This window comes from Burkholderia sp. HMSC10F09 (genome assembly GCF_001806955.1).
Taxonomy (GTDB): domain Bacteria; phylum Pseudomonadota; class Gammaproteobacteria; order Burkholderiales; family Burkholderiaceae; genus Burkholderia; species Burkholderia multivorans.
This window is the reverse complement of record NZ_KV786687.1, coordinates 2,161-25,597: the sequence shown is the minus strand read 5'-3', so window position 1 is coordinate 25,597 and position 23,437 is coordinate 2,161. Positions and strand designations below refer to the sequence as shown.

General features: G+C 67.8%; 22 protein-coding genes and 1 pseudogene. 11 read left to right on the top strand and 12 right to left on the bottom strand.

The window, feature by feature from the left end; translation table 11 throughout:
- Positions 1-181: 181 nt before the first annotated feature.
- Positions 182-1,132: a DMT family transporter gene (locus HMPREF3115_RS12860; protein ID WP_083211898.1), complete on the top strand. Its 951-nt coding sequence runs from the start codon at positions 182-184 to the stop codon at positions 1,130-1,132.
- Positions 1,133-1,327: 195 nt separating this feature from the next.
- Positions 1,328-1,903 carry a permease gene (locus tag HMPREF3115_RS12855; protein WP_070554641.1) on the top strand — a complete coding sequence of 192 codons (576 nt, stop codon included), beginning with the start codon at positions 1,328-1,330 and terminating at the stop codon, positions 1,901-1,903.
- 93 nt (positions 1,904-1,996) lie between these two features.
- Here HMPREF3115_RS12855 and HMPREF3115_RS12850 read toward each other — a convergent pair whose 3' ends face one another.
- The gene (locus HMPREF3115_RS12850) at positions 1,997-2,131 is read right to left on the bottom strand and encodes an entericidin A/B family lipoprotein (protein WP_006409923.1); all 135 of its coding nucleotides are present in this window, start codon (positions 2,129-2,131) and stop codon (positions 1,997-1,999) included.
- Positions 2,132-2,363: 232 nt separating this feature from the next.
- Here HMPREF3115_RS12850 and HMPREF3115_RS12845 point away from each other — a divergent pair, with 232 nt between their 5' ends.
- Positions 2,364-3,659, top strand: a complete 1,296-nt coding sequence (locus tag HMPREF3115_RS12845; protein ID WP_035487510.1) for an aspartate carbamoyltransferase — start codon at positions 2,364-2,366, stop codon at positions 3,657-3,659.
- A 133-nt stretch (positions 3,660-3,792) separates the two neighbouring features.
- Here HMPREF3115_RS12845 and HMPREF3115_RS12840 read toward each other — a convergent pair whose 3' ends face one another.
- Positions 3,793-4,212, bottom strand: a complete 420-nt coding sequence (locus HMPREF3115_RS12840) for a type II toxin-antitoxin system VapC family toxin (RefSeq protein WP_006403072.1) — start codon at positions 4,210-4,212, stop codon at positions 3,793-3,795.
- Positions 4,209-4,421, bottom strand: a pseudogene (locus tag HMPREF3115_RS12835) (plasmid stability protein); the annotation flags it as partial. The pseudogene HMPREF3115_RS12835 and the gene HMPREF3115_RS12840, both read right to left, overlap by 4 nt.
- A gap of 244 nt (positions 4,422-4,665) precedes the next feature.
- On the opposite strand from HMPREF3115_RS12835, the gene HMPREF3115_RS12830 reads away from it, so the two are divergent.
- The 3 genes from HMPREF3115_RS12830 to HMPREF3115_RS12820 are packed head-to-tail and all read left to right on the top strand — an operon-like array spanning position 4,666 to position 8,351.
- On the top strand, positions 4,666-6,912 hold the full coding sequence (locus tag HMPREF3115_RS12830; RefSeq protein ID WP_070554640.1) for a TonB-dependent receptor: 2,247 nt from the start codon (positions 4,666-4,668) through the stop codon (positions 6,910-6,912).
- A gap of 3 nt (positions 6,913-6,915) precedes the next feature.
- On the top strand, positions 6,916-7,671 hold the full coding sequence (locus HMPREF3115_RS12825) for a tetratricopeptide repeat protein (RefSeq protein WP_070554639.1): 756 nt from the start codon (positions 6,916-6,918) through the stop codon (positions 7,669-7,671).
- Complete coding sequence (locus HMPREF3115_RS12820) at positions 7,668-8,351, top strand: Fe2+-dependent dioxygenase (RefSeq protein ID WP_070554638.1); 684 nt, start codon at positions 7,668-7,670, stop codon at positions 8,349-8,351. The genes HMPREF3115_RS12825 and HMPREF3115_RS12820 overlap by 4 nt, the downstream gene beginning before the upstream one ends.
- A 13-nt stretch (positions 8,352-8,364) precedes the next feature.
- On the opposite strand, the gene HMPREF3115_RS12815 is transcribed toward HMPREF3115_RS12820, so the two are convergent.
- Positions 8,365-8,568, bottom strand: coding sequence for a hypothetical protein (locus HMPREF3115_RS12815; RefSeq protein ID WP_070554637.1), 204 nt, complete (start codon positions 8,566-8,568; stop codon positions 8,365-8,367).
- 588 nt (positions 8,569-9,156) lie between these two features.
- Between HMPREF3115_RS12815 and HMPREF3115_RS31610 the strand changes: the two genes are divergently transcribed.
- From HMPREF3115_RS31610 to HMPREF3115_RS31605, 4 genes are all read left to right on the top strand, one after another.
- Positions 9,157-9,300: a hypothetical protein gene (locus tag HMPREF3115_RS31610; RefSeq protein ID WP_006409932.1), complete on the top strand. Its 144-nt coding sequence runs from the start codon at positions 9,157-9,159 to the stop codon at positions 9,298-9,300.
- A gap of 93 nt (positions 9,301-9,393) precedes the next feature.
- Positions 9,394-11,421, top strand: a complete 2,028-nt coding sequence (locus HMPREF3115_RS12810; RefSeq protein ID WP_070554635.1) for a S9 family peptidase — start codon at positions 9,394-9,396, stop codon at positions 11,419-11,421.
- 240 nt (positions 11,422-11,661) lie between these two features.
- Positions 11,662-12,246: a nucleotidyltransferase family protein gene (locus HMPREF3115_RS12805; RefSeq protein ID WP_070554634.1), complete on the top strand. Its 585-nt coding sequence runs from the start codon at positions 11,662-11,664 to the stop codon at positions 12,244-12,246.
- Positions 12,247-12,449: 203 nt separating this feature from the next.
- Positions 12,450-12,596 (top strand): hypothetical protein, encoded by a 147-nt coding sequence (locus tag HMPREF3115_RS31605; RefSeq protein WP_012468001.1) that lies wholly within the window; start codon positions 12,450-12,452, stop codon positions 12,594-12,596.
- Positions 12,597-12,676: 80 nt separating this feature from the next.
- Here HMPREF3115_RS31605 and HMPREF3115_RS12795 read toward each other — a convergent pair whose 3' ends face one another.
- The 8 genes from HMPREF3115_RS12795 to panE form a co-directional block, all read right to left on the bottom strand.
- Positions 12,677-13,423, bottom strand: coding sequence for an SDR family oxidoreductase (locus HMPREF3115_RS12795; protein WP_070554632.1), 747 nt, complete (start codon positions 13,421-13,423; stop codon positions 12,677-12,679).
- A complete protein-coding gene (locus tag HMPREF3115_RS12790) occupies positions 13,420-14,967 on the bottom strand; it encodes an FGGY-family carbohydrate kinase (RefSeq protein ID WP_070554630.1) in 1,548 nt (515 codons plus the stop codon). The genes HMPREF3115_RS12795 and HMPREF3115_RS12790 overlap by 4 nt, the downstream gene beginning before the upstream one ends.
- Positions 14,968-14,994: 27 nt before the next feature.
- A complete protein-coding gene (locus tag HMPREF3115_RS12785) occupies positions 14,995-16,083 on the bottom strand; it encodes an alcohol dehydrogenase catalytic domain-containing protein (RefSeq protein ID WP_070554629.1) in 1,089 nt (362 codons plus the stop codon).
- Between the two features lie 55 nt (positions 16,084-16,138).
- Positions 16,139-17,152 carry an ABC transporter permease gene (locus HMPREF3115_RS12780; protein ID WP_006408908.1) on the bottom strand — a complete coding sequence of 338 codons (1,014 nt, stop codon included), beginning with the start codon at positions 17,150-17,152 and terminating at the stop codon, positions 16,139-16,141.
- Positions 17,139-18,659, bottom strand: coding sequence for a sugar ABC transporter ATP-binding protein (locus HMPREF3115_RS12775; RefSeq protein WP_006403055.1), 1,521 nt, complete (start codon positions 18,657-18,659; stop codon positions 17,139-17,141). Before HMPREF3115_RS12775 ends, HMPREF3115_RS12780 begins: the two co-directional genes overlap by 14 nt.
- A gap of 50 nt (positions 18,660-18,709) precedes the next feature.
- Complete coding sequence (locus HMPREF3115_RS12770; RefSeq protein WP_035487502.1) at positions 18,710-19,651, bottom strand: ABC transporter substrate-binding protein; 942 nt, start codon at positions 19,649-19,651, stop codon at positions 18,710-18,712.
- Between the two features lie 177 nt (positions 19,652-19,828).
- The gene (locus HMPREF3115_RS12765) at positions 19,829-20,788 is read right to left on the bottom strand and encodes an AraC family transcriptional regulator (RefSeq protein ID WP_053298355.1); all 960 of its coding nucleotides are present in this window, start codon (positions 20,786-20,788) and stop codon (positions 19,829-19,831) included.
- Between the two features lie 366 nt (positions 20,789-21,154).
- A complete protein-coding gene (gene panE / locus HMPREF3115_RS12760; RefSeq protein WP_006408904.1) occupies positions 21,155-22,093 on the bottom strand; it encodes a 2-dehydropantoate 2-reductase in 939 nt (312 codons plus the stop codon).
- Between the two features lie 244 nt (positions 22,094-22,337).
- Between panE and HMPREF3115_RS12755 the strand changes: the two genes are divergently transcribed.
- Positions 22,338-23,437, top strand: a 1,100-nt coding sequence (locus HMPREF3115_RS12755; RefSeq protein ID WP_256276184.1) for a cache domain-containing protein, incomplete at its 3' end; no start/stop codon positions are given.

Below are 23,437 nucleotides of genomic sequence, written 5' to 3'. Positions count from 1 at the left end.
TTGCTTGGCCTTGCTTGGCCTTGCTTGGCCGCTGCATCGCCGCTTCATCGCCTCTGCGTCCCCTCCGCATCGCCTCCGCATAGCCGCCCCATCGCCACCGCATCGCGCCCACATCACCGCTCCTTCACCGCTGCAATTTCGTTCAAGACGCCGCACCGCGCCACACGCGACGATGCGGCCCATGAAGACACGACTGATCGGCTATCTCTATCTCGCCGCCGCAATGGCAGGCGTCGGCAGCACCGTCATCGCGAGCCGCGTGGCGGCCGGCGGCCTTCCGCCGTTCGCGGCGACCGCGCTGCGTTTCCTGATCGCGACGCCGTTGCTGATCGCGCTGATGCGCATGCGGCGGCTTCGCTGGACGCGGCCGTCCACGCGCGATGCCGTGCTGCTCGTGATCCAGGCGGCCGCCGGCGGCGTCGGCTATACGGTGCTGCTGATCTGCGGCACGAAGCTCGCGTCGCCGATCGACGCAGGCGTGATGTTGGGCACGCTGCCCGCGATGTCGACGCTGATCGCGGCCGTCGTACTGCGCGAGCGGCAGACGCGGCGCGACTGGGTCGCCGCGGCGCTTGCCACGTCGGGCGTGCTGTTCGTCACGTTCGCACCCGGCCATGCGATGCCGTCGCTGCGCGCGCTCGTCGGCGATGCGCTCGTGCTCGCCGCGGTCGCGTGCGAAGCGGTGTTCATTCTGCTGAACCGGCGGCTGACCGCACCGCTGCCGCCGCTGACGCTGTCCGCCGCGATGTCGGCGCTCGGCTTCGTGCTCGCGCTGATACCGGCCGCGTTCGAATGGCGGGCCGTCGTGTCGGGCTGGACGTTTGGCGCAGTGTCGGCGATCGCCTATTACGCACTGGTGCCGACCGTACTCGGCTACGTATGCTGGTATGCGGGCTCGGCGCGCACGAGCGGCACCGAGGCCGCGCTGTTCACGGCGATCGCGCCGGTGTCGGCCGTGCTGTTCGCGGTCGTGCTGTTCGGCGACGCATTGACCGCGACGCGCGTCGCCGGCATCGCGCTCGTCGTGGCGGGCGTGCTGGTCGGCGCGACGCGGCGGCGCGATTCGTCGACGAACGCGGACGCTCAGTGCCATGCCGACCCCGCGCCGCCAGCGCGCGCCGCCGCGGAATGACGCGCCGTCGCCCTGCACGAAGCACGCGACGCTGCGGTGCTCGCGCGTCGCGCGATGCGGCGGTGCGCCGATGCGCGTTCACCACGACTGTAGGAATGTTTCCGCGCGCCGCAAAACCGTTGCGTCGCCTCGCGCGAGGTGCAATATTCGCGTGGCCGGGCCTTTTGACCACTGTCGACAACCATCCGTCACGCAATGAACAAGAAGGAAGCGAAAGCAAAAATCGCGGCGCTGCTCGCCGGGGGAACGAGGAAAGCCGAGGTGCTCGCGAACCTGTCCGGGCACGGTCTCAAGGATCGCGTGCTCGCCCGGCTGATTGCATCACGGCCCGATCCGGAACGATGCCGACGCAACAAGGTGCACGTCCGGATCCTGATCGGCATCGCGGTCGTGCAGTTGCTGATCAGTCTCGATATCGCCTATTTCCTGTTCGAAGTCGCCGGCCGGCTCGGCTCGTCGCGCGCGAGCGGCCAGGGCGTCACGCTGCTCTTTGTCGCGCTGACCGTGCCGCTGGCGCTGCTGTTCATCTGGGGATTCGCGACACACCGCGTCGGCGCGTATCACGCGTTCATCACGCTATCGCTGCTGCAGTTGCCGAAGACCATCGCGGACCTGACGCACGATCCGTCGACCGCGCTGCCGACCCTCGCGGTCACGGCCGTGCTGATCGGCTACGTATGGTTCGTCCGCAACCGGATGTTCCCCGACTACGGCTGGTTCACGCCGCGCAAGGTCGACGGCCGCTATGCGTTCGTCGATCGCGCGTCGTAACGGCGCCGCGCATTTCGTACGCACAAGCAAAAGCGCCGTGCCGCCCGCGATCGCGGGACGGCACGGCGCTTTTGCGTTCGACGGGCAGCCGGCTTACTTCGCCTTTTCGGCCGTGTTGCTGATTGCCTGACCGCCCTTCGAAATGTCCTCGCCCACGCCGGCGACCGTGTTGCAGCCGGCCATTGCGGCAGTCATCACCAGCAGCATCGCAGCAATCGTACGCGTCATTCTCGTTCTCCTTGTAATCAGTGCACCCGAGCGGGCAAACGGTTGGCGGCATGGCGCCCTGCACGATGCAGGACACGGGGCCTGACCTGATTATACGGAGCCGTCCGCCGCACGCCAGTACGAACGCGCACCGTATCGTGCGCGCGACACGGTCCGGCGCGAGATTTTCCTTGACTTCGGCTCATGCGCGACTAATATACGCACCGCGTATATTTTTCATCAGGTGCCGCCGATGCCCGTTCCTCAGCAAGCCTTCCTCCGCGACGCGATGCGCCGCCTCAACATGACGCGCGAAGCGTTCGCGAACCGTATCGGCGTGAGCCGCCGTGCGCTTGATACGTGGCTGCTACCCGACGATTCGCAGGAGTCGCGCGGCATGCCGGAAATCGTCGAGCGGTTCGTGTCGGAGATCGTCGAGCGCGCGGCGCCGGAAGGCGAAATCTATACGCAACGCGTAGATAACCAGGGGCTCGCGAAGCAGTTCCTGTTCGAAGGCAAGCCGCAACTACTATCGGTCGACCAGTTCTCGCGCGAGTCGGTCGAGGCGCTGTTCCGCGTCGCCGACGTCATGCAGCCTATCGCGCGCCGCCACAAGATTTCGCGCGTGCTCGAAGGCGCGGTGCTCGGCAACCTGTTCTTCGAAGCCAGCACGCGCACGCGCGTGTCGTTCGGCGCGGCGTTCTGCCGGCTCGGCGGCTCCGTCTGCGATACGACCGGGTTCACGTTCTCGTCGATGGCGAAAGGCGAGTCGATCTACGACACGAGCCGCGTGATGGCCGGCTACGTCGACGCGCTCGTGATCCGCCATCCGGAGAAAGGCTCGGTCGCCGAATTCGCGCGCGCGACCAATCTGCCGGTGATCAACGGCGGCGACGGCCCGGGCGAGCATCCGAGCCAGGCGCTGCTCGATCTCTATACGATCCAGCGCGAGTTCTCGCGGCTCGGCAAGATCGTCGACGGCGCGCACATCGCGCTCGTCGGCGACCTCAAATACGGCCGCACCGTGCATTCGCTCGTCAAGCTGCTCGCGCTCTACCGCGGGCTCAAGTTCACGCTGGTGTCGCCGCCGACGCTCGAAATGCCCGCCTACATCATCGATCAGATCGCGACAAACGGGCACGTGATCGAGCAGACGAACGACCTCGCGGCGGGGCTGCGCGGCGCCGACGTCGTCTATGCGACGCGAATCCAGAAGGAGCGCTTCACCGACGAATCGTTCGAAGGCTATACGCCCGATTTTCAGATCAATCAGGCGCTCGTCGACACGGTCTGCAAACCCGACACGCTGATCATGCATCCGCTGCCGCGCGACAGCCGGCCCGGCGCGAACGATCTCTCGACGGACCTGAACCGCGATCCGCGTCTCGCGATCTTCCGGCAGACCGACAACGGCATTCCGGTGCGCATGGCGATCTTTGCGGTGCTGCTCGGCGTCGAAAACCTCGTCCAGCATTCGATGCGCGACGCGACGTGGCGACCGCCGGCATACCTGGGACCGGAGGATGCCGTGTTTCACGGGATCGACTGATATCCGGGGAATCGTCCGGCCGGGACGCGATTGCGTCGGGCCGGCGTGCCGCGCACCGCATCGTGAACAGCGCGCCGGGCCACCCGGCGCGCTGTTTTCATTTCGACGCGATACCTTGACGCACTGGCGCGCCCTATGAGGCCCACGGATCGATCACGCGCAGGCCCGCGGCCTCGAACGGCGCGACGTCGCGCGTCGCGACGATCAGGCCGTTCGCCTCGGCCGTCGCGGCAATGTAGCCGTCGGCCGGCGCGATCGCGTTGCCGACGGCACGGGCGTGCGCACGAATGCGCGCATAGGCTTTGCCCGCGGCATCGTCGAACGGCAGGATCCGGCCGCGAAACACCGGCACGACACGATGCTCGATGCTTTGCTCGAGCCAGTCCCGCCGGCGCCCTTCCGGCAGCGCCGCGACACCGAAGCGCATTTCGGCGAGGCTGATCGCGGCCAGGAACAGCGTCTCGACGTTCTGCGCGTCGAGCCATTCGATCACGGCCGCGCTCGGCTCGCGCCGCAGCGGTTCGGAAATGACGTTCGTATCGACAAGGATCATTCGAAGCTCATCGGATCGGTTGGCGTCTTGTCACGCTGGATGTCGAGATCGACACCGCCTGCCTCCCGCCCGATTTCCGCCAGCAAGGTTCCCAGCTTCACGCGCCCTTCCGACAACACGGCCTGCTCGAGGATGTCGCGCACCTCTGCCTCGGTACTGCGCCCGTGCAGCGCCGCGCGGACCCGAAGGGCGCGATGCTGTCGCGATGGATAGCATCACGTCCGAATACTCTAGCCCGCGCGGCCGCACCATCCCAGTCGGCCGTTTGGCCGCCATCCGTCGCCCACGATTGCTACAACGCACGTTTTCCTTACAAACGAGAACAAGAACGCTTCTCATTTAATAGAAAATTACATAGAATGCGCGCTGAAAAGAATTCGTAATAATTCCCGGCGGCATGCAGGATCCTGCAGCACTTCGCCTCCGGGGCACACAGCGAGGTCGAAGCGCATCATGAAGTCCCGTTCCGACGAGTCGAAGCTCGGAAAATTCACCACCCTGTGCAGCGTGCTCGCCGCCAGTCCCGCATTCGCCGCCGACGGCGCCCCGCCGCCCGCGCCGGCAGACGCGGAAGGCCATCTCGCGCCGATCGAGATCAAGGGCCGTGCCGAGCACAGCTACAAGGCCGATTTTTCCGCGTCGGCCAAATTCACCGCGCCGCTCGTCGACACGCCGAAATCGGTCACCGTGATTCCGCAGGAGTTGATTCAGACCAGCGGCGCGTCGACGCTGACCGAAGCACTGCGCACCGTGCCCGGCATCACGTTCGGCGCCGGCGAAGGCGGCAACCCGCTCGGCGACCGCCCGTTCATCCGCGGCTACGACACGCAGGGCAGCATGTTCGTCGACGGCATGCGCGACACCGGCGCGACCACGCGCGAAATCTTCAACACCGAACGCGTCGAGATCACGAAAGGCTCGGACGGCGCATACGGCGGGCGCGGCGGCGCGGGCGGCAGCATCAACCTGATCACGAAGGCGCCGCACCTCGGCACGACGGCCGCCGCGAGCGCCGGGCTCGGCACCGATCGCTACCGTCGCTTCACCGCCGACGGCAACTGGCAGTTCGCCGATCATGCGGCGTTCCGGCTGAACCTGATGAGCCACAACAACGACGTGGCGGGCCGCGACGCCGTGAACAACGAACGCTGGGGCGTCGCACCGTCGATCGCGTTCGGCCTCGGCACGCCGACGCGCGTGACCGCGAGCTACTACCATCTGTCGACGGACGACCTGCCCGACAGCGGCATTCCGTACTTCTACACGACGACGAACAAGCCCGCGAACGTCGACACGATCTATCCGGCGCCGGTCGACCGCCACAACTTCTACGGCCTGATCGACCGCGACTTCCGCAAGACGACGTCGGACATCAGCACGCTGCGCATCGAGCACGACATCACGCCGGCGCTGACCGTGCGCAACACGACGCGCTACACCGAATCGACGCAGGACTACATCTGGACGCAGCCCGACGACAGCCAGGGCAACGTGATCAACGGCAAGGTCTGGCGCCGCAACAACAACCGCAACAGTTCGATCAACAGCATCGCGAACCAGACCGAGCTGTTCGGCGACTTTCGCACCGGCCCGTTCAAGCACAGCTTCACGACCGGCATCGAGCTGTCGCGCGAATGGGGCAAGCGCGACACGTACAAGGTCGCGACCGGCACCGGCGCGATCTGCAACAACGGCATCGGCGCACCGTCCGGCTACAACTGCACGAGCCTGTGGTCGCCGAACCCGGCCGATCCGTGGGCCGGTTCGATCTCGCGCAACAACGACTATGCGCATGCGCGCACCACGACGAAGTCGATCTACGGCTTCGACACGATCGAGCTGACGCCGCGCTGGCAGCTCAATGCCGGCGTGCGCGTCGACGATTATTCGACGCGCTTCACCGATACGAAGGCGAACGGCGGCAAGACCTACACGCGCGACGACACGCTGTTCAACTGGCAGCTCGGCGCGGTGTTCAAGCCCGCGCAGAACGGCAGCATCTATGCGTCGTACGCGACGTCGTCGACGCCGGCCGGGATGCTGCTCGGCGAAGGCAGCGAGACGCAATCGCTCACGCCGGGCCGCGGCGGCGTCGGTTCGAACGCCGATCAGCTGTCGCCCGAGAAGAACCGCAGCATCGAGGTCGGCACGAAGTGGAACGTGCTGAACGACAAGCTGTCGCTGACGGCCGCGCTGTTCCAGATCGACACGACGAACGCGCGCGTGACGCTGCCGAACAACCAGTACGCGATGGTGGGCAACAAGCGCGTGCAGGGCCTCGAGCTCGGCGTCGCGGGCCAGCTCACGAAACAGTGGCAGGTGTTCGGCGGCTACACGTACATGAAGAGCGAACTGCGCGACAACGGCAAGGACACCGCGAACAACGGCCATCGCTTCCCGAATACGCCGAAGCACAGCTTCACGATGTGGACGAACTACGACGTCACGCCGAAGTTCACGGTCGGCGGCGGCGCGTTCTACATGTCGGAAGTGTTCGGCGATCCGGCTAACCTGCGCGCGGTGCCGTCGTACTGGCGCTTCGATGCGATGGCGCAGTACCGCATCAACAAGAAGCTCGACCTGCAGCTGAACGTGAACAACCTGTTCAACCGCACGTACTTCGATCAGGCGTATCCGGCGCACTACGCGTCGATCGCGCCGGGCCGCTCCGCGTTCGTCACGCTGAACGCGCGCTACTGATCGATGGAAGCCGTATCGCTGAAGGCGCTCGCGTCGGTCTCGCCGCGCGAGTTCGCCGAGATTCTGGCCGGCCCGCCCGAGCGCGCGGCCGCGTGGGTCGCGGCGGCCGCCGACAACGGCATCGTCGAGGCGCAGGCCGTCTACGGGCAGTACCTGCTCGACGGCCGCGGCGTGCCGCGCGATCCGGCCGCCGCGTTCCGCTGGTTCGCGCACGCGGCGCGGGCCGGTCATCCGATGGCGATGAACATGCTCGGGCGCTGCTACGAATTCGGCTGGGGCACGGCCGCGTGCGCGCCCGTTGCCGTGTACTGGTATCGCCTCGCCGCGCAAGCGGGACTCGACTGGGGCATGTACAACTACGCGACCGCGCTCGCGCTCGGCAACGGCATCGACGAGAACCGCGCGGAAGCGCTCGACTGGTTCCGGCGCGCGGCCGCGCTCGGACACGCGAAATCGATCAATTTGATCGGCGGCTTCTATGAAGACGGCTGGGTCGTCGACGTCGACCGCGACGCCGCGTTCGACCACTATCGCCGCGCCGCCGAAGCAGGCGATTTTCGCGGGCAATTCAACTATGCGCGGCTGCTCGGCGAGCGCGGGCGCATCGACGAAGCGCTCGCGTGGCTCGCCCGCGTGCCCGCCACCGCCACGCCCGCGTTCGTCGCGAAGATGCGCGCCTATCTCGCGTCGTCGCCGCTCGACGCATTTCGCGCGGCAGCCATGCAGCTGTCGTCGCACGACATGGAGTCCGCCACATGATGCTGCACGTTCCGGGCGTGCTGACCCAAGCGCAGGTTGCACGCTGTCGAGAGATGCTCGATGCGGCCGAATGGATCGACGGCAATGCGACGTCGGGTGCGCAGTCCGCGCTCGCGAAGCGCAACCGGCAGCTGCCCGAAGGCTCGCCGGTCGCGCGCGCGGTCGGCGATGCGATTCAGGACGCGCTCGCGCGCCATCCGCTGTTCTTTTCCGCTGCGCTGCCGCTGAAGGTGTTTCCGCCGCTGTTCAATCGCTATGCGGGCGGCGACGCGTTCGGCACGCACGTCGACAATGCGATCCGGCTGTTGCGCGGCACCGATTTCCGCGTGCGCAGCGATCTGTCGGCCACACTGTTTCTCGCAGAGCCCGACACGTACGACGGCGGCGAGCTCTGCGTGGAAGACACGTACGGCGTGCATCGCGCGAAGCTGCCGGCCGGCGATCTCGTGCTGTATCCGGCGTCGAGCCTGCATCACGTGACACCCGTGACGCGCGGCGAGCGTATCGCGTCGTTCTTCTGGATTCAGAGCATGGTCCGCGACGACGGCGACCGCACGCTGCTGTTCCAGCTCGACACGCAGATTCAGACGCTGTCCGCCGAAAAAGGCGCGAAGGATCCGACGGTGATCGCACTGACCGGCATCTATCACAATCTGTTGCGCAAGTGGGCCGACGCCTAGCGCGGCGCAGCGCTCACTCGCCCGGTTTGCGGCCCGTCGTATTACCCTGCCTCCACTGCGCCTTGCCGGCTTCCGACAGTTCGCCGCTGCTATGTGTCGCGTCGGGCATCGTGCCCGGCACGGCCATGTCGCCGCCCGGCTGCTCTTGCGCGGCGACGGGCTTGCCCTTGCGCGCCGCGACGCGTTCGTCCTGAGACTTCCCGGCGTAATCTTCCATTCGATCTCTCCATGAAGGGTCCGGTCGTCACGCAACGGCCGCGGCGTTCAATAACGCGATCCGGTTGCGTCGACGATGCTGACAACGCACGCAGCAGCGATGCCGCGTGCCGACAATGATTCGTGCCGAGAGCGTACGGCGGGCATCCGCGGCAAGCGGCGTGTGTCCCTTTCGCGATGCGCGCCGGCACGTCGCGCACGCGGATCGCGCCCTTTCGAGAACACGAACTCGAACACAAACACGCGTACGCTCGCGCGCACACCTGCACGTTTCCGATCACGGCCTACGGTGTCGAGCATCGCCCATACCCACAGTGCCGCGATGCCGGCGTGGTCGGACGGTCACCCGATTCCCGCGCAAAACGCGTATCGGAACGCCGACCGATGCAAATTCTGCAATACGAAATGTAATGAGGGCGGCACGCGATCATGCGTTTCCCTTGTTCCGCTTCACCTGGATTCACGTACACGGTCGATTCACGTCGCGCATGCAGATTCGCCCGTCGGCTTCGACATCGCCGCTCGGCGGCACGCGCGATGCTCTATCCGTTCCGCGTCCATCGACGCGCTCAACCACTGGAGAAGGATCATGGCGAATCAGGAACACCAGCACAGCGAGCGGAAAGAACGCAGCGAGCATCACGAAAAGGAGCGCAACGAGAAACAGGAGAATCGTAACGAGAAGCGCAGCGAAAACCGTCAGGAAGAACAGCGTCGCAACGAAAAGAAGTGACGTAATGCGGTCGCCGCTAGAACAGCAACAAGCCCCCCGCGCGCTGCGGGGGGCGACTCGCCCGTCGGGCCCACTTCGCCGGAGATCACGACCATGCCGCAACCATTCGAGCCCGACGATCTCTATCTCTACCGCGACATCGTCGATTTGCAGTGCCGCTTCGAGGGCGATCTGGCCGTCTGCGAACTGTCGACGCCCGATCGCGATGCCGACGCCTACCGCAGCGCGCTATGGCTCGTTGATATCGACGGCGGCCGGCCGCCTCGACAACTCACGTTCGGCAACGCCGATTCGCATCCGCGCTGGTGTCCCGGCGAACAGGCGCTGGCATTCCTGTCGGACCGCGGCAGCGGCCGCCAGATCCACGCGATCCGGACCGACGGCGGCGAAGCGCGACGCGTAACCGATCTGCCGTCGGGCGTGATGTCGTTCGAATGGTCGCCGGACGGCAAGCAGCTGCTCGCGTTGTGCACGATCGCGGCGGACCCCGAGCAACGCGGCAACACGCACGGCGATAGCGACGAAGCCGCCGACCGCCCGGCCGACGCGCCGCGCGTCGTATGGCGGCTGCCTTACAAGCTCGATGGCGTCGGCTACACGCTCGACACCGAGATCCACCTCCATACGATCGACGCGCAAACCGGCGCATCGCGCCGGCTGACGCGAGGATCGTTCGAAGTGAGCGAGGCCGACTGGTCTCCCGACGGCCAACGCATCGCGTTCACGCGCACGCGCGACGGACGCTTCGCGCATCGCACGGACGTGTGGGTCGTCGACGCGGACGGCGGCAATGCGCGGCAGCTGACGTCGACGATCGCATCGGCCGCCTTTCCGCGCTGGTCGCCCGACGGCCGCTTCATCGCGCTGATCGGCAGCGAACACGACGGCGACGCGCAGATGCGTCTGTGGCTGCACGACGCGCGCACAGGCGACACGCGCGCGCTCGGCGACGACGACATCGAGGTCGTATCGGGCCGCACGGTCTTCTGGTCGCACGATTCCACGCGCCTGTACTTCGTGCTCGCGCACCACGGACGACAGGAAGTCGCGACGATCGCCGTGGCCGACGGCACACTTCAGCGCGTCATAACCGGCGACCGCCAGGTCGGCCACTTCGCACTCGGCGCGAACGGTCTGCTCTACACGTCCGACGACGCGCGCACGCCGGCCGACATCTGGACCGCCGCGCTCGACGGCGGCGACGAGCGACGCCTGACCGACTTCAATCCATGGTGGCGCGACAGGACGATGCCGGACGTCACGATGCGCCGGTTCGACGTGCCTGATGAACGCGGCGGCACCGAACGTGTTGACGGATGGTGGCTGACCGCGCCCGGCGCGAAAGGTGCGCGGCCGGTTCTCGTCGACGTGCACGGCGGCCCCGCGAGCTACGCGTTGCTGAGCTTCAACTGGCATGTCTACTGGCCGATCCTGATTTCGCGCGGATGGGCGGTGCTCGCGTTGAATCCGGTCGGCTCGAGCAGCTACGGACGCGACTTCAGTTCGCGCGCGCGCAAGAAGTGGGGCAAGTGCGACCTCGATCAGCAGCTCGCGGCCGTCGACGCGCTGCGCAACGAAGGCTGCGCCGACGAACGCGTCGCGATCGCCGGTAAATCGTACGGCGGCTTCCTCGGCGCATGGGCAGTCGGCAATACGACGGCATTTCGCGCGGCGGTCGTCTGCGCGCCGGTCGCCGACATCGAGTCGCACTTCGCGGTATCGGACAGCGGCTACTACTCCGACTGCTACTCGATGTACGGCGAGCTGAGCGTCAAACGCGACGCGATGCGCGACCTGTCGCCGCTCAGCTACGTCGAGCACGTGCGCACGCCGACGCTGATCCTGCAGGGCGAGCGCGACGAACGCTGCCCGGTGTCCCAGGCCGAGGAGCTGTTTACCGGCATCATGAGTGCGACCGCCACGCCGGTCGAACTCGTCACCTATCCGGGCGGCAGCCATCACTTCTTCGAGTCCGGGCGGCCGTCGCATCGCAAGGACATGCTCGAGCGCCTGATCGGCTGGCTCGAAAAATGGATCGACCGGCCGCTGCATACCGACGACGAACACGGCAGCGCCGAGCAGGCGAAAGCGTCCGGTCGAACGACGTCGCGCGCGTCGTAGCGGAAACGCCGATCGCGGAAATCCGCGTTTTCATGCGACGAAACCGTCACGCACGATTGCGCAACCGTGCGACACATTGCGACGGAGGCGTGAGCGCGCATCGGCTATCGACCGCGCACCGCCGATCGAAACGCGCGCCGACATTCTTTCCGCCGGTCACACCCGATCGGTAACATCGGCACTTGCCGATCGTGGCCCGCTCCCGCACAATCGGGCCACCTTCTCCCGCCCCCTCCCGCGATGTCCTATGCGTCACTCGCCACCGGCGTGCTGCTCGCCGGCGGTCTCGGCCAACGTTTCGATCCGAGCGGTCTGCAGAGCAAGCTGCTCGCCCAGCTGCCCGACGGCACGCCGGTCGCGGTGGCCGCCGCGCGGCGCCTTGCGGCGGCGACGGCCGACGTCGTCGCGGTCGTGCGTCCGGGCGCGGAACAACTCGCGATGCTGCTGAACGATGCCGGCTGCCAGGTCGTCTATGCGCCCGACGCGCTGCGCGGCATGGGCGCAAGCCTCGCGGCCGGCGTCCGCGCGTGCGCGGACGCACCCGGCTGGCTCGTCGCGCTCGGCGACATGCCGTGGATCGCGGCATCGACCTACGAAGCACTGACGCGCGCGCTCGACGCCGACGACGCCTCGATCGTCGCGCCGTCCCATCGCGGCGTGCGCGGCCATCCGGTCGGCTTTGCCGCTCACCATTACGATGCACTCGCGGCGCTCGACGGCGATACGGGCGCCCGCGCGCTGTTCAAGACGGCGCCGGTCAGACTTCTGGACGTCGACGATCCGGGCGTCCTGCGCGACGTCGATACGCCCGCCGACCTGCGCTGAGCGCGCGCCGCGGCCCGCCGGGCCGTGCGACGCGCATGCCGGCCTGCAGCGGACACCGGCGGCACGACGCCATGCGCGGCACGCGGCGCGCGCCGACCGCTCGACGAATCGCACTGCAAACGCGCGCGCGATTGCCTATAACGAAGAACGAAGACGAGGCGCGGCCGCCGCGCCGCCGCCGTTACGAATCGCACGAGCGCGCCATGACCGATCACACCACTCCAATGCCCGAGCCTCCGGCGGACCCGAACCGGGATCCGGAAGACGATCCGCTGTCGCCGCCGTCTCCGGGCCATCATCACGACAATCCGCAGCAGCCGGACGGGCCGCCGAGCAAGGATCCCGTTTAGCCGCGCGCGGGTCCAAGCGGTTTTGCGGGCATGGGCGATGCACCGATGTCGCGGCGCCGCACGATCGCGCGCGAGCGCCGCTACCGCGCCGTATAGCCGCCGTCGATCGCGAGCGACACGCCGCTGATCATCGACGCCGCGCCGCTCAACAGAAACAGCACCGGCGCGACGACTTCATCGGGCTGCGCAAACCGCCCGAGCGGAATTGCCGCGAGCATCGGCGCGCTTTTCGCCGGATCGCTCCACGCGAACTGCGCCATCGGCGTCAGCGTCACGGTCGGGTTCACGCTGTTCACGCGGATCCCGTGCGGGCCGAGCTCGATGCAGAGCACCCGTGTGATCGCATCCATCGCGGCCTTCGACGCGCAGTAGCTCAGATGCGCGGGCAGCCCGACGAGCGCGGCCTGACTCGACACGTTGACGATGCTGCCGCCGCGCGCGGAGCCCTGCTCGATCATCCGGCGCGCGACCGCGCGGGCGACGAGCGCGGCGCCGCGCGCATTGACGGCCATCACGCGATCGAAGCTGGCCGCGCCGACGTCGAGCGCCGATTCGAGCGAGGCGACGCCCGCGCAGTTCACGAGCCCGTCGAACGCCGCGAACCGCGCGAGCGCGGCATCGATCGCCTGCTCGTCGCGGCCGACGTCGAGGCGTACCGTGTCGCAGCCCGTTTCGCCGGCGAGCGCCTCGAGCGCCGCCATGTCGCGCGCGGCCGCGACGACCTGCGCGCCCGCCTGGGCGAGCGCCACCGCACAGGCGCGGCCGATCCCGCTCGATGCGCCGGTGACGAGCACGCGCGCACCGCTGAAGTCGAATTGCGTGTTCATGATGCGGATTGCAGCGCGTGCATGATCGGCTTGAGCGCCGGGTACAGCGCCGTGTAGAGCGCGAAGCGCGCCGCATATGCGGCCGCGCGCGCGGGATCGGGACGCGCACGCTCGACGAGCGAGACCCAGCCGCCCTGCGCGTCGTCGTGCGACACGATGCCGACGCCGAACGCGGCGAGCAGCGCCGCGCCCATCGCGGCTTCGACGTCCTGCTCGATGGTCCAGACCGGAAAGCCGCTGACGTCCGCGACGATCTGCATCCACAGGGCCGAATGCGCGGCGCCGCCGACGACGATCAGCTTGTCGTCGAGCGTCGCGGCCCCGCGGCGACCGGCATCGATGTTGTGCCGCAGCGCGAACGCGACGCCTTCGAGCACCGCGCGATACAGGTGCGCGCGCGTATGCGCGAGACTGAGCCCGACGAACGCGCCGCTCGCCTTCGCGTCCCATACCGGGCTGCGCTCGCCCATCAGGTATGGCAGGAACAGCACGCCGTCGGCGCCGGCCGGCACGCGCGCGGCCGCTTCCTCGAGCAGCACGTGCGGATCGCCGTGCGGCAACGCGCGCGCGGCCTCGCACTCCGCGTGGCAGAACTGGTCGCGAAACCACGCAACCGACGCACCGGCCGTGATCGCTCCGCCGAACACGTACAGATCGCGCTGTCCGTCGAACACATGCGGCATGCTGACCAGCCCGTGCCGCGCATCCGCGTGCTGCGTCACGTAACCCCAGCACATGCTGGTGCCGATCATCGCGACATGCTGGCCCGCACGCGTCGCGCCGGCCGCGAACGTCGCGACGGCCGCATCGACGCCGCCCGCGACGAGCGGCGTGCCCGCGCGCAGCCCGAGCCGCTCGGTCCATTGCGACAGCAGCCCGCCGACGATCTCCGTCGACTCGACGAGCCGCTCCGGCATCATCGTCGCCGGAATGCCGAGCATGTCGAGCGCTTCGTCCGACCATTCGCGGCGCGCGATGTCGTACACGCCGCCGATGTTGCCGGCCGAACTGTGGTCGACCGCGATTTCGCCCGTCAGCAGATAGATCACGTACGCGTTCGGCGGCAGGAAGTAGCGCACGTTCGCCCAGACCTCCGGCCGCTGTTCGCGCAGCCACAGCATTTTCGTGAACCCGTAATAGCTGTCGATGCCGTTGCCCGTGATCGCGCGCAGCCGCTCGACGTCGACATCGGCGTTCACGCGCTCGACTTCCGCGGTCGCGCGCCGGTCCATCCAGATCAGGCAGGGATGAATCGGCCGCATGTCGCGGTCGACCGGAATGCCGGAGCCGCCGTAGAGGCTGCTCACGCATACCGCGCGGATCGCATCGGCCCGCACGCCGCGCGTGCGCGCCTCGTCGACGCAGCCCGCGATGCAGTCGAGCACCGCGTCGAACCAGACCTGCGGCCACTGCTCGGCCCACAGCGGCTTCGGCGTATCGGGCCGATAGCCGGCCGCGCGCTGCGCGACGATCGTACCGTGCCGGTCGACGAGCAGCGCCTTGGTGCTCTGCGTGCCGATGTCGACGCCAATCACGTATTCCATGATGCCTCCCGTCATGCGCGCGATCGCTCAGCGCGCGGGCTTCAACAGCACCTTGATCGATTCCGGCGATTTCGCGATGCGGATCGCCTCGTCCCAGTCCTCGAGCGCGAAGCCGTGCGTGACGATGCCCTTCGACGTGACGAGTCCGCGCGCGAGCAGATCGATCGCGATCGGATAGCAGTATGGGCCGAGATGCGCGCCGCGCACGTCGAGTTCCTTGCGATCGCCGATGATCGACCAGTCGACCGTCGCATCCTCGCCGAACACGCTGAACTCGACGAAGCGCCCGAGCTTGCGGATCAGCTCGAGCCCCTGATTCACGCCGACCGGCGCGCCGGTCGTTTCGATATAGACGTCGCAGCCGTAGCCGTCGGTCAGCGCCCGCACGATCTCGCGCGCATCGTCGCGCCGCGGGTTGATCGTCACGTCCGCGCCGTACTGCCGCGCAAGCTCGAGCCGCTCGTCGATCAGGTCGATCACGACGAGCTTCTTCGGCGTCTTCAGATGCGCGACCTGCGTCATCATCAGCCCGAGCGGGCCCGCGCCGGCGATCACGACGACGTCGTCGAGCTGGATATCGCCGCGATTCACGGTATGGATCGCGCACGACAGCGGCTCGATGATCGCCGCGTCCTCGAGCGACACGCCGAGCGGAATCCGGTGCACGATCGCGGTCGGCGGAATGCGCATGTACTCAGCCATTCCGCCGTCGGCCACCTCGCGCTGGAAGCCGAAGATGTTGTGCACCTCGCACATCCAGTACTGGCCCGACTTGCAGTAGCGGCACTTGCCGCACGGCACGATCTGCTCGGCGATCACGCGATCGCCGAGCGCGACGCCGAAGTGCTCGGCCGCGCCGTCGCCGAGCGCTTCGACGTAGCCGAAGAATTCGTGGCCGGGAATCACGGGCGCCTTCACCCACGGGTTCGGGCCGCCCCAGAACATCTTCGCGCCCGTATAGCATTTGCAGTCGCTCGCGCAGATGCCGCACGCGGCGATCCGGATCACGAGTTCGTTCGCGCCCGCGCGCGGCTTTGCGACCTGTTCGACGCGATAGTCCTCGGGGCCGTGGCAGACGACCGCGGTCATCCGCGGCTGGGCTTCGGGTGTCGTCATGAGTTGTCTCGTTTCGGTCAAGGAGAAAGGTTGGAGGGCCGACGAAGCGCCCGCGTCACCGCGAACGTTCGCGGCTGATGTAGATCGCGAGCAGGATGATTCCGCCCTTGATCACGTTCTGCACGTAAGGGTTCACGCCGATCATGTTGAGCCCGTTGTTCAGCACGCCGAGCAGCAGCGCGCCCACCAGCGTGCCGAGGATCGCGCCGCGTCCGCCGGAGATCGACGTGCCGCCCATCACGACCGCGGCGATCGCATCGAGCTCGAAGCCGACGCCTGCGTTCGGTTGTCCGCTCATCAGCCGCCCGGTCAGCACGATCGCCGCGAGCGCGGACGTGACGCCGGCCAGCGTGTAGACGATCAGCTTCACGCGCGCGACGCGCACGCCGGTGAGCCGCGTCGCCTGCTCGTTGCCGCCGATCGCGTACACGTAGCGGCCGAACGGCATGCGCTCGAGCAGCAGCCACGCGATCGCATAGACGACCAGCATGATCAGCACGGGCGCCTGGATGCCGAACACCTTGCCGCTGCCGAAGAACGCGACCCAGTCGGGCAGCCCGTCGATCGGATAGCCGCCCGTATAGATCAGCGCGAGGCCGCGCGCGATGCCCATCGTCGCGAGCGTGACGATGATCGGCGGCATCCCCGCGAACGCGACGAACACGCCGTTCAAAAAGCCGAAACCGAAGCCGACCGCGATCCCGATCGCGAGCGCGGCGACCGCGTTCAACCCCGCGACCATCAGCCCGGCCGCGAGCGTGCCCGACAGCGCCATGACCGAGCCGACCGACAGATCGATCCCGCCCGTCAGGATCACGCAGGTCATCCCGACCGCGATGATCGCGTTGATCGACACCTGGCGCAGCACGTTCTCGAGGTTCGCCGCGGACAGGAAGCTCGGGCTCGCGATCATCATCGCGATGCAGACGACGATCAGCCCGACGAGCGGATAGAACAGCGTCGAGCGCCGCAGCTGCGCCCACTTCGCGCGCGGCGGCGGCAGGGCGTCGGCGGCCGTGCCGGCGAGCGTCGTCGAAGGCGTGGAAGAAGAGGAATCAGGCAGGTTCATGGGTCGCTCCTCGCGTGCCGGCCGTGGCATAGGTCATGACCGTGTCGGGATCGATCTCGTCGCCTTCGAGCGTCGCCTCGATGCGGCCCTGCCGGAACACGGCGACGCGATCGCACATGCCGACGATCTCCGGCAGCTCGGACGAGATCATGATGATGGCGTAGCCGCGCGCGGTCAGTTCGCGCATCAGCCCGTAGATTTCCGCTTTCGCGCCGACGTCGATGCCGCGCGTCGGCTCGTCGAAGATCAGCACCGTCGCGTGATGGTTCAACCAGCGCGCGATCACGACCTTCTGCTGGTTGCCGCCGGACAGCGTCGCGACTTCCGCGTGGATCGACGGCGCCTTCACGCCGACGCGGCGCATCACGTCCTCGGTCGTGCGCGCCTCGCCGCGCCGGTCGATCAGCCAGCGCAGCGACCGGTACTTGCCGAGGTTGTTGAGCGAGATGTTGTCGCGAATCGAGAACGACGTGACGAGCCCTTCCGTCTTGCGGCTTTCCGGCAGGATGCCGATGCCGGCACGCAGCGCATCGGCAGGATCGGCCAGCTTCGCGGGCGCGCCGTGCACGCGCACCGTCTTGCGGTAGGCGCGCGTCGCGCCGATCACCGCGAGTGCGGTTTCGGTGCGGCCCGAGCCGACGAGCCCCGCGAACCCGAGGATCTCGCCCGCGTGCAGCGCGAAGCGGTTCACGGGGCCGCCGCGCTCGAGCTGCAGCGCGTCGACCTCGAGCACCGCCGGCGCGTCGGCGCGTCGCGCGGGCTTCGGCGGAAAGCTGCTCTCGATCCGCCGTCCGACCATCATCCGCACGAGCTGCTCGACGTCGGTGTGCGCAACCTCCGTCGTCGCGACGTACTGGCCGTCGCGCAGCACGGTGATGCGATCGCACACCGCGAAGATCTCGTCGAGGTGATGCGAGATGAAGATCATCGCGACGCCCTGGCGCTTCAGCTCGCGCATGATCGCGAACAGATGCTCGGCCTCGGCCGGCGTCAGCGTCGCGGTCGGCTCGTCGAGAATCAGGATCCGCGCGTCGAGCGACAGCGCCTTGCCGATCTCGACGAACTGTTGCTGCGCGACCGAGAGCGTACGGATCGGCGCATCGAGATCGATCGACACGCCGAGCCGCGCGAAAATGCCGGCCGCCGTGCGACGCATCCGCGCGCGGTCGCGCACGCCCCAGCGGCCGCGCAGCTCGCGGCCCAGAAACAGGTTGTCGACCGCGTCGAGATGCGGGATCAGGCTGAATTCCTGGAACACGATCCCGACACCGGCGGCGACCGCGTCGTGATAGTTCGCAAAATGGCGCTCGACGCCGTCGATTTCGATCGTGCCCGCGTCGGGCTGATGGATCCCGCACAGGATCTTCATCAGCGTCGACTTGCCGGCGCCGTTCTCGCCGAGCAGCGCATGAATCTCGCCGCGCGCGATCTGCAGATCGATGCCGGACAGCGCCTTGACGCCCGGAAAGCTTTTCGTGATCTGGCTGAGCCTCAGTATCGTATCCATCGGCTTCTCCGCGCGAAGGGCGCACGCGCCCCTCGCATCGCGTCGCACGTTCACCAGCTGAAGCCCTTCGCGTTGCCGCGGTCGACGACCTTCACGTCGACCGGAATCGCCTTCGGCACCGTCGCGCCCCACTTGCGCGCGATCGCGATGCCGAGCGCGATGCGCACCTGGTCGGCCGGGAACTGCGCGGTCGTCTCGATGAACTTCGAGTTCGGCTTCTGGATCGCGGCGATGGCCTCCGGTGCACCGTCGACGCTCGTCAGCTTGATGTCCTTGCCGGAACTCTCGATCGCGGCAAGCGCGCCCATCGAACCGCCGTCGTTCACGCTGAAGATGCCCTTCAGCTTCGGATGCGCGGAGATCATGTTCTCGGTCACCGATAGCGCGGTGGCGCGCTCCTGCTTGCCGTTCTGCGTGTCGACGAGCTTCACGTTCGGATATTTCGCGAGCCCGGCCTTGCAGCCGCGCACGCGCTCGAGGATCGGCACGACCGGAATCCCGTCGAGGATCGCGACCTCGCCGCTGCCGCCGATCGCTTTCGCGAGGTAGTCGCACGACATCACGCCGGCGTCGTAGTTCTTCGAGCCGACGAACGAATCGACGGGGCCGTTCGCATTCGCGTCGACGGCCACGACGACCGCACCGGCCTTCTTCGCCTGCGTGATCGCGGACTGGATGCCGGTCGAATCGGTCGGATTGACGAGCAGGATGTCGATCTTCTTCTGCAGCATGTCCTCGACGTCGCTGACCTGCTTGGTCACGTCGTGGTGCGCGTCCGTGACGACGACCTGCGCGCCGATCGACGCCGCCGCCTCGTTCAGCGCCTTTTGCATCGTCACGAAGTACGGGTTGTTCAACTCCTGGAAGGTCATGCCGATCCGCAGCGGCGCCGCATGCGCGGCGGCGGGCAGCACGGCCGCGACGGCGAGCGCCGCGACAGCCGCGACGCGAACGGTGCGGCCGAACGGTGAAGCAAACGAGGGTTGCATCATGACGGTGTCTCCTGGGTCTTCGATATCGGCCGGAATCGGCGCGGGCGCGCGTGCTCCGGTCTCGTGCAAAACCGCGACGTCGATTGTTCGCGGACAAGCGAACCCCGCGCGTCGATCGTCGACGCGAACGGTTCGGTAAAACGGCGGAAAAGCGTCAGGCGGGCGCCGGCGCAGCGATCACCCGGGGTGCGCCGCGAAACCGGGCGCGCCCGGCGTGACGACGCGCGGCGGCATCGGATTGCCGGTCGGCGCCGCATGCAGCGCGAGTTCGCGGCTGCGCGCGTTCAGCCGCTGCAGCGCGCGGAATTCGGACGGCGCCATCCCCTTCACCGCGCGGAACTGGCGGTTGAAGTTCGACACGTTGTTGAAGCCGGCCTGGAAGCAGATGTCGGTGATGTTCGCGCGCTCGTCGAGCAGCATCTGGCACGCGGCCTCGATCCGCAGCCGGTTCACGTACTGGACGAACGGCATGCCGGTGTGGCGATGGAACGCGCGCGAGAACGCGCTGACGCTCTGCCCGGTCAGCTGGGCGAGATCGGATTCGCGCAGGTCCGACGCGAGGTTCTTGCCGATATACGACAGCGCGTGGCTCAGGCGCGTCGGCGTCACGTGCGTCTGGTCGTACGCGGGGCTCGCGAGCAGCGTGCGCCCGGCCGCCGCGCAGAGCCGCTCGAGGATCGTCATGAACAGCGCGATGCGGCGCATTCCGCGCGCGCCCAGCAGTTCGTCGAACAGCGGCGCGATCGCGGCGCTCGTCGCCTCGTCGAAGCCGACGCCGCGCCGCGCTTCGTCGAGCAGCGTCTGCGCGTCGCGGCATTCGGGAAACGCGTTCATGCAGCGGTCCACGAACGACTGGTCGAACTGGATCACCAGATTGCGGCGCTCGACGGTTTCGCCTTCGGCCATGTCGCTGACCCAGTTGTGCGGCAGGTTCGGGCCGAGCAGCACGAGATGACCGGGCTCGAAGGAGCCGATGTGATCGCCGACGAAATACTTGCCGCGCGTCGCGACGATCAGGTGCAGTTCGAATTCGGGATGGAAATGCCAGCGGATCGTGCGATACGGATAACCGTGCGACCACACCTTGAACGACTCGTCGCGTCGCACGTCGACCACTTCCAGATCGGGGTGCATCATCTTGGCGTCTCCATTCCCATGTCTCGTCGACCGGCCTGCCGGCAGCGCGTTCGTCTGCCGTCCGTCTCGCGCGGCGCGCCGACCGGTCGCATGGGAAGCAATGTAGGTCGATCGCGCACGCGGCTCCACCAACTTTACGCCCGATTTTCGATACTTTTTTGCGCTTTCGGACCGTAAACGGCGCCGTTGCGCAAATTTGTGCAGCGCGGAACGGCGTGCGCGGGCCGGCGCGCACGGCTCGGCGCGCGCGGCTCAGCGTGAGTGGGCCTGCGTGAGGGCCAAGCCGGAGGCAGCGCGACTCGGGCCGGACGCGCCGACACGGTCCACGCAGAGCGCCGCCGCCGAGCCCGCGCCCGGCCGCCGCCGTTACGCGGCTGCCCGCTCGCGCGCGACGCGCGCCTCGTAGGTCTTCAGATGGTTGTATGCGATCCGCAGCAGCGACAGCGCATCGCCCGCGTCCGGATCGCGGCGCGCGAGCAGATCGCCGATCACGTGGTCGGCCTCGACGCGCGCGCGGTTCTCGATGTCGCGCAGCATCGATGCGGTGAGCGGCGACGGCGTCAGCACCATCTGCTGCATCCGCGCGATCGCGGCCGGCTCCGGCCGATAGCCGTTGTGCGCCGCGATCGCACTGCATTCGTCGAGCATCGTTTCGAGCAGACGGCGGCCGTCGGGCGCCGAGAGGATGTCGCCGACCGAGCCGCGGAACAGCGACGTGCTCGCGGCCAGCGTCGCGAGGAACACCCACTTGTCCCACATCCGCGCGACGATGTCGTCGCTGAGCGTCGCGTCGAAGCCGGCGTTGCCGAGCACGTCGGCCAGCGCCCGCATGCGCGGCGAATCGCCGCCGCCCGGCTCGCCGAACGACAGCCCGTGTGTATCGTTCAGATGCACGATGTGCTGCTCGCGATCGAGCGTCGCCGCGATCACGCACAGCCCGCCGAGCACGCGCGCCGCGCCGAACCGCTCGCGCAGCACGTCGAGATGGCGCATCCCGTTGAGCATCGGCAGGATCAGCGTCGACGGTCCGACGAACGGCGCGAACGACGCGATCGCATCGTCGAGGCTGTACGCCTTGCAGCTGAGCAGCACCAGATCGAACGGCGCGGCGCTGTCGCCTGCGCGCACGGTCTGCACGTCGCGCAGCGTCAGGTCGCCGCGCGGGCTGCGGATCACGAGCCCGTCGCGCGCGAGCGCGGCCGCGCGGCCGTCGCGCACGAGAAACGTCACGTCGCGCCCCGCCGCCGCGAGCCGGCCGCCGAAATATCCGCCGACCGCGCCGGCCCCTACCACCAGAATTCGCATCGCTGCCTCCTTTCGGCTTCATTCGGCGCCGCGCCGCCGCCCGCCCGGGCCGCCCGCACGACGCCATCGCCCGACAGTATAGCGACGCACCTTATGTATATGCATAGATGCCCGCACCGCCGGTGCCGGCTTCCGTCGCTCTAAGGGATTTCCCGCCTACGCCGGCCGCCGCCGCGCGCCGTCAAAAGACTCATCCCGTCACGCCGTTGCGGCACGCCCCGTTCGACCGACCGACTCAACCACCATGCGCACTCTCACCCTCAATCAGAAACTGGCTTCGATGATCGTCATTCTGTGGCTCGGCCTGCTCGTCATCGCCGGGATCGGCGCGTGGCAGACGCGCGCCTCGATGATCGACGACCGCCGCGACCAGCTCGCGTCGCTCGTCGCGCAGGCGACGAGCGTTGCCGATCACTACTACAAGCTGTCGCAGCAGAACGCAATGCCGGAAGCCGATGCGAAGCAGAAGGCGCTCGAAGCGATCGCCGCGATGCGCTACGGCAGCGACGGCTACATTTCGATCAACGATTCGAAGCCGGTGATCGTCATGCATCCGATCAAGACCGAGCTGAACGGCAAGGACGTGTCGAACTTCGCCGATCCGAACGGCAAGCACCTGTTCGTCGAGATCGTGAAGGTCGGCAATGCGGCAGGCGGCAAAGGCTTCGTCGAGTATCTGTGGCCGAAACCGGGCGCCGACAAGCCGCAGGACAAGACGAGCGCGGTCCAGCGTTTCGCGCCGTGGGACTGGTATCTCGTGACCGGCATGTACATGGACGACGTGCGCTCGGCCGTGCTCGCGAGTATCGGGCGCTGGTTCGGGATGACGGCCGTGCTCGGCGCGATCGCGACCACGGTGATGGTGCTCGTGCTGCGCAGCGTGCGCGCGAACCTCGGCGGCGAGCTCGAAGTCGCGGTCGACACCGCGCGCCGCATCGCGCAGGGCGACCTGACCGCACACGTCGACGTGAAGCGCGACGATCGCGGCAGCCTGCTGCACGCGCTGCATACGATGCAAAACGGGCTGATCGACATGGTGTCGCGCGTGCGCGCCGGCACCGAGAACATCAACGTCGGCGCGAGCGAAATCGCGTCGGGCAACACGGACCTGTCGCAACGCACCGAGGAACAGGCGGCCGCGCTCGTGCAGACCGCGTCGAGCATGGACCAGATGACGGCCAACGTGAAGCAGAACGCGGAAAGCGCCGCGCAGGCCGCATCGCTCGCCGATCAAGCGGCGCAGGTCGCGACGCGCGGCAGCGCGGTGGTCGACGACGTCGTGCGCACGATGAACGAAATCACCGACCGCTCGCACAAGATCGGCGACATCATCGGCGTGATCGA

What these genes read in the sequence shown, in the direction of transcription:
- HMPREF3115_RS12810 (WP_070554635.1), top strand. Translation starts at nt 9,394, where the DNA reads ATGCCGCAACCATTCGAGCCCGACGATCTCTATCTCTACCGCGACATC.
- HMPREF3115_RS12765 (WP_053298355.1), bottom strand. Translation starts at nt 20,788, where the DNA reads ATGATGCACCCCGATCTGGAAGTGGTCGACGTGCGACGCGACGAGTCG.
- HMPREF3115_RS12820 (WP_070554638.1), top strand. Translation starts at nt 7,668, where the DNA reads ATGATGCTGCACGTTCCGGGCGTGCTGACCCAAGCGCAGGTTGCACGC.
- HMPREF3115_RS12815 (WP_070554637.1), bottom strand. Translation starts at nt 8,568, where the DNA reads ATGGAAGATTACGCCGGGAAGTCTCAGGACGAACGCGTCGCGGCGCGC.
- panE (WP_006408904.1), bottom strand. Translation starts at nt 22,093, where the DNA reads ATGCGAATTCTGGTGGTAGGGGCCGGCGCGGTCGGCGGATATTTCGGC.
- HMPREF3115_RS31605 (WP_012468001.1), top strand. Translation starts at nt 12,450, where the DNA reads ATGACCGATCACACCACTCCAATGCCCGAGCCTCCGGCGGACCCGAAC.
- HMPREF3115_RS12840 (WP_006403072.1), bottom strand. Translation starts at nt 4,212, where the DNA reads ATGATCCTTGTCGATACGAACGTCATTTCCGAACCGCTGCGGCGCGAG.
- HMPREF3115_RS12830 (WP_070554640.1), top strand. Translation starts at nt 4,666, where the DNA reads ATGAAGTCCCGTTCCGACGAGTCGAAGCTCGGAAAATTCACCACCCTG.
- HMPREF3115_RS12860 (WP_083211898.1), top strand. Translation starts at nt 182, where the DNA reads ATGAAGACACGACTGATCGGCTATCTCTATCTCGCCGCCGCAATGGCA.
- HMPREF3115_RS12780 (WP_006408908.1), bottom strand. Translation starts at nt 17,152, where the DNA reads ATGAACCTGCCTGATTCCTCTTCTTCCACGCCTTCGACGACGCTCGCC.
- HMPREF3115_RS12845 (WP_035487510.1), top strand. Translation starts at nt 2,364, where the DNA reads ATGCCCGTTCCTCAGCAAGCCTTCCTCCGCGACGCGATGCGCCGCCTC.
- HMPREF3115_RS12805 (WP_070554634.1), top strand. Translation starts at nt 11,662, where the DNA reads ATGTCCTATGCGTCACTCGCCACCGGCGTGCTGCTCGCCGGCGGTCTC.
- HMPREF3115_RS12775 (WP_006403055.1), bottom strand. Translation starts at nt 18,659, where the DNA reads ATGGATACGATACTGAGGCTCAGCCAGATCACGAAAAGCTTTCCGGGC.
- HMPREF3115_RS12795 (WP_070554632.1), bottom strand. Translation starts at nt 13,423, where the DNA reads ATGAACACGCAATTCGACTTCAGCGGTGCGCGCGTGCTCGTCACCGGC.
- HMPREF3115_RS12785 (WP_070554629.1), bottom strand. Translation starts at nt 16,083, where the DNA reads ATGACGACACCCGAAGCCCAGCCGCGGATGACCGCGGTCGTCTGCCAC.
- HMPREF3115_RS12855 (WP_070554641.1), top strand. Translation starts at nt 1,328, where the DNA reads ATGAACAAGAAGGAAGCGAAAGCAAAAATCGCGGCGCTGCTCGCCGGG.
- HMPREF3115_RS12790 (WP_070554630.1), bottom strand. Translation starts at nt 14,967, where the DNA reads ATGGAATACGTGATTGGCGTCGACATCGGCACGCAGAGCACCAAGGCG.
- HMPREF3115_RS12850 (WP_006409923.1), bottom strand. Translation starts at nt 2,131, where the DNA reads ATGACGCGTACGATTGCTGCGATGCTGCTGGTGATGACTGCCGCAATG.
- HMPREF3115_RS12770 (WP_035487502.1), bottom strand. Translation starts at nt 19,651, where the DNA reads ATGATGCAACCCTCGTTTGCTTCACCGTTCGGCCGCACCGTTCGCGTC.
- HMPREF3115_RS12825 (WP_070554639.1), top strand. Translation starts at nt 6,916, where the DNA reads ATGGAAGCCGTATCGCTGAAGGCGCTCGCGTCGGTCTCGCCGCGCGAG.
- HMPREF3115_RS31610 (WP_006409932.1), top strand. Translation starts at nt 9,157, where the DNA reads ATGGCGAATCAGGAACACCAGCACAGCGAGCGGAAAGAACGCAGCGAG.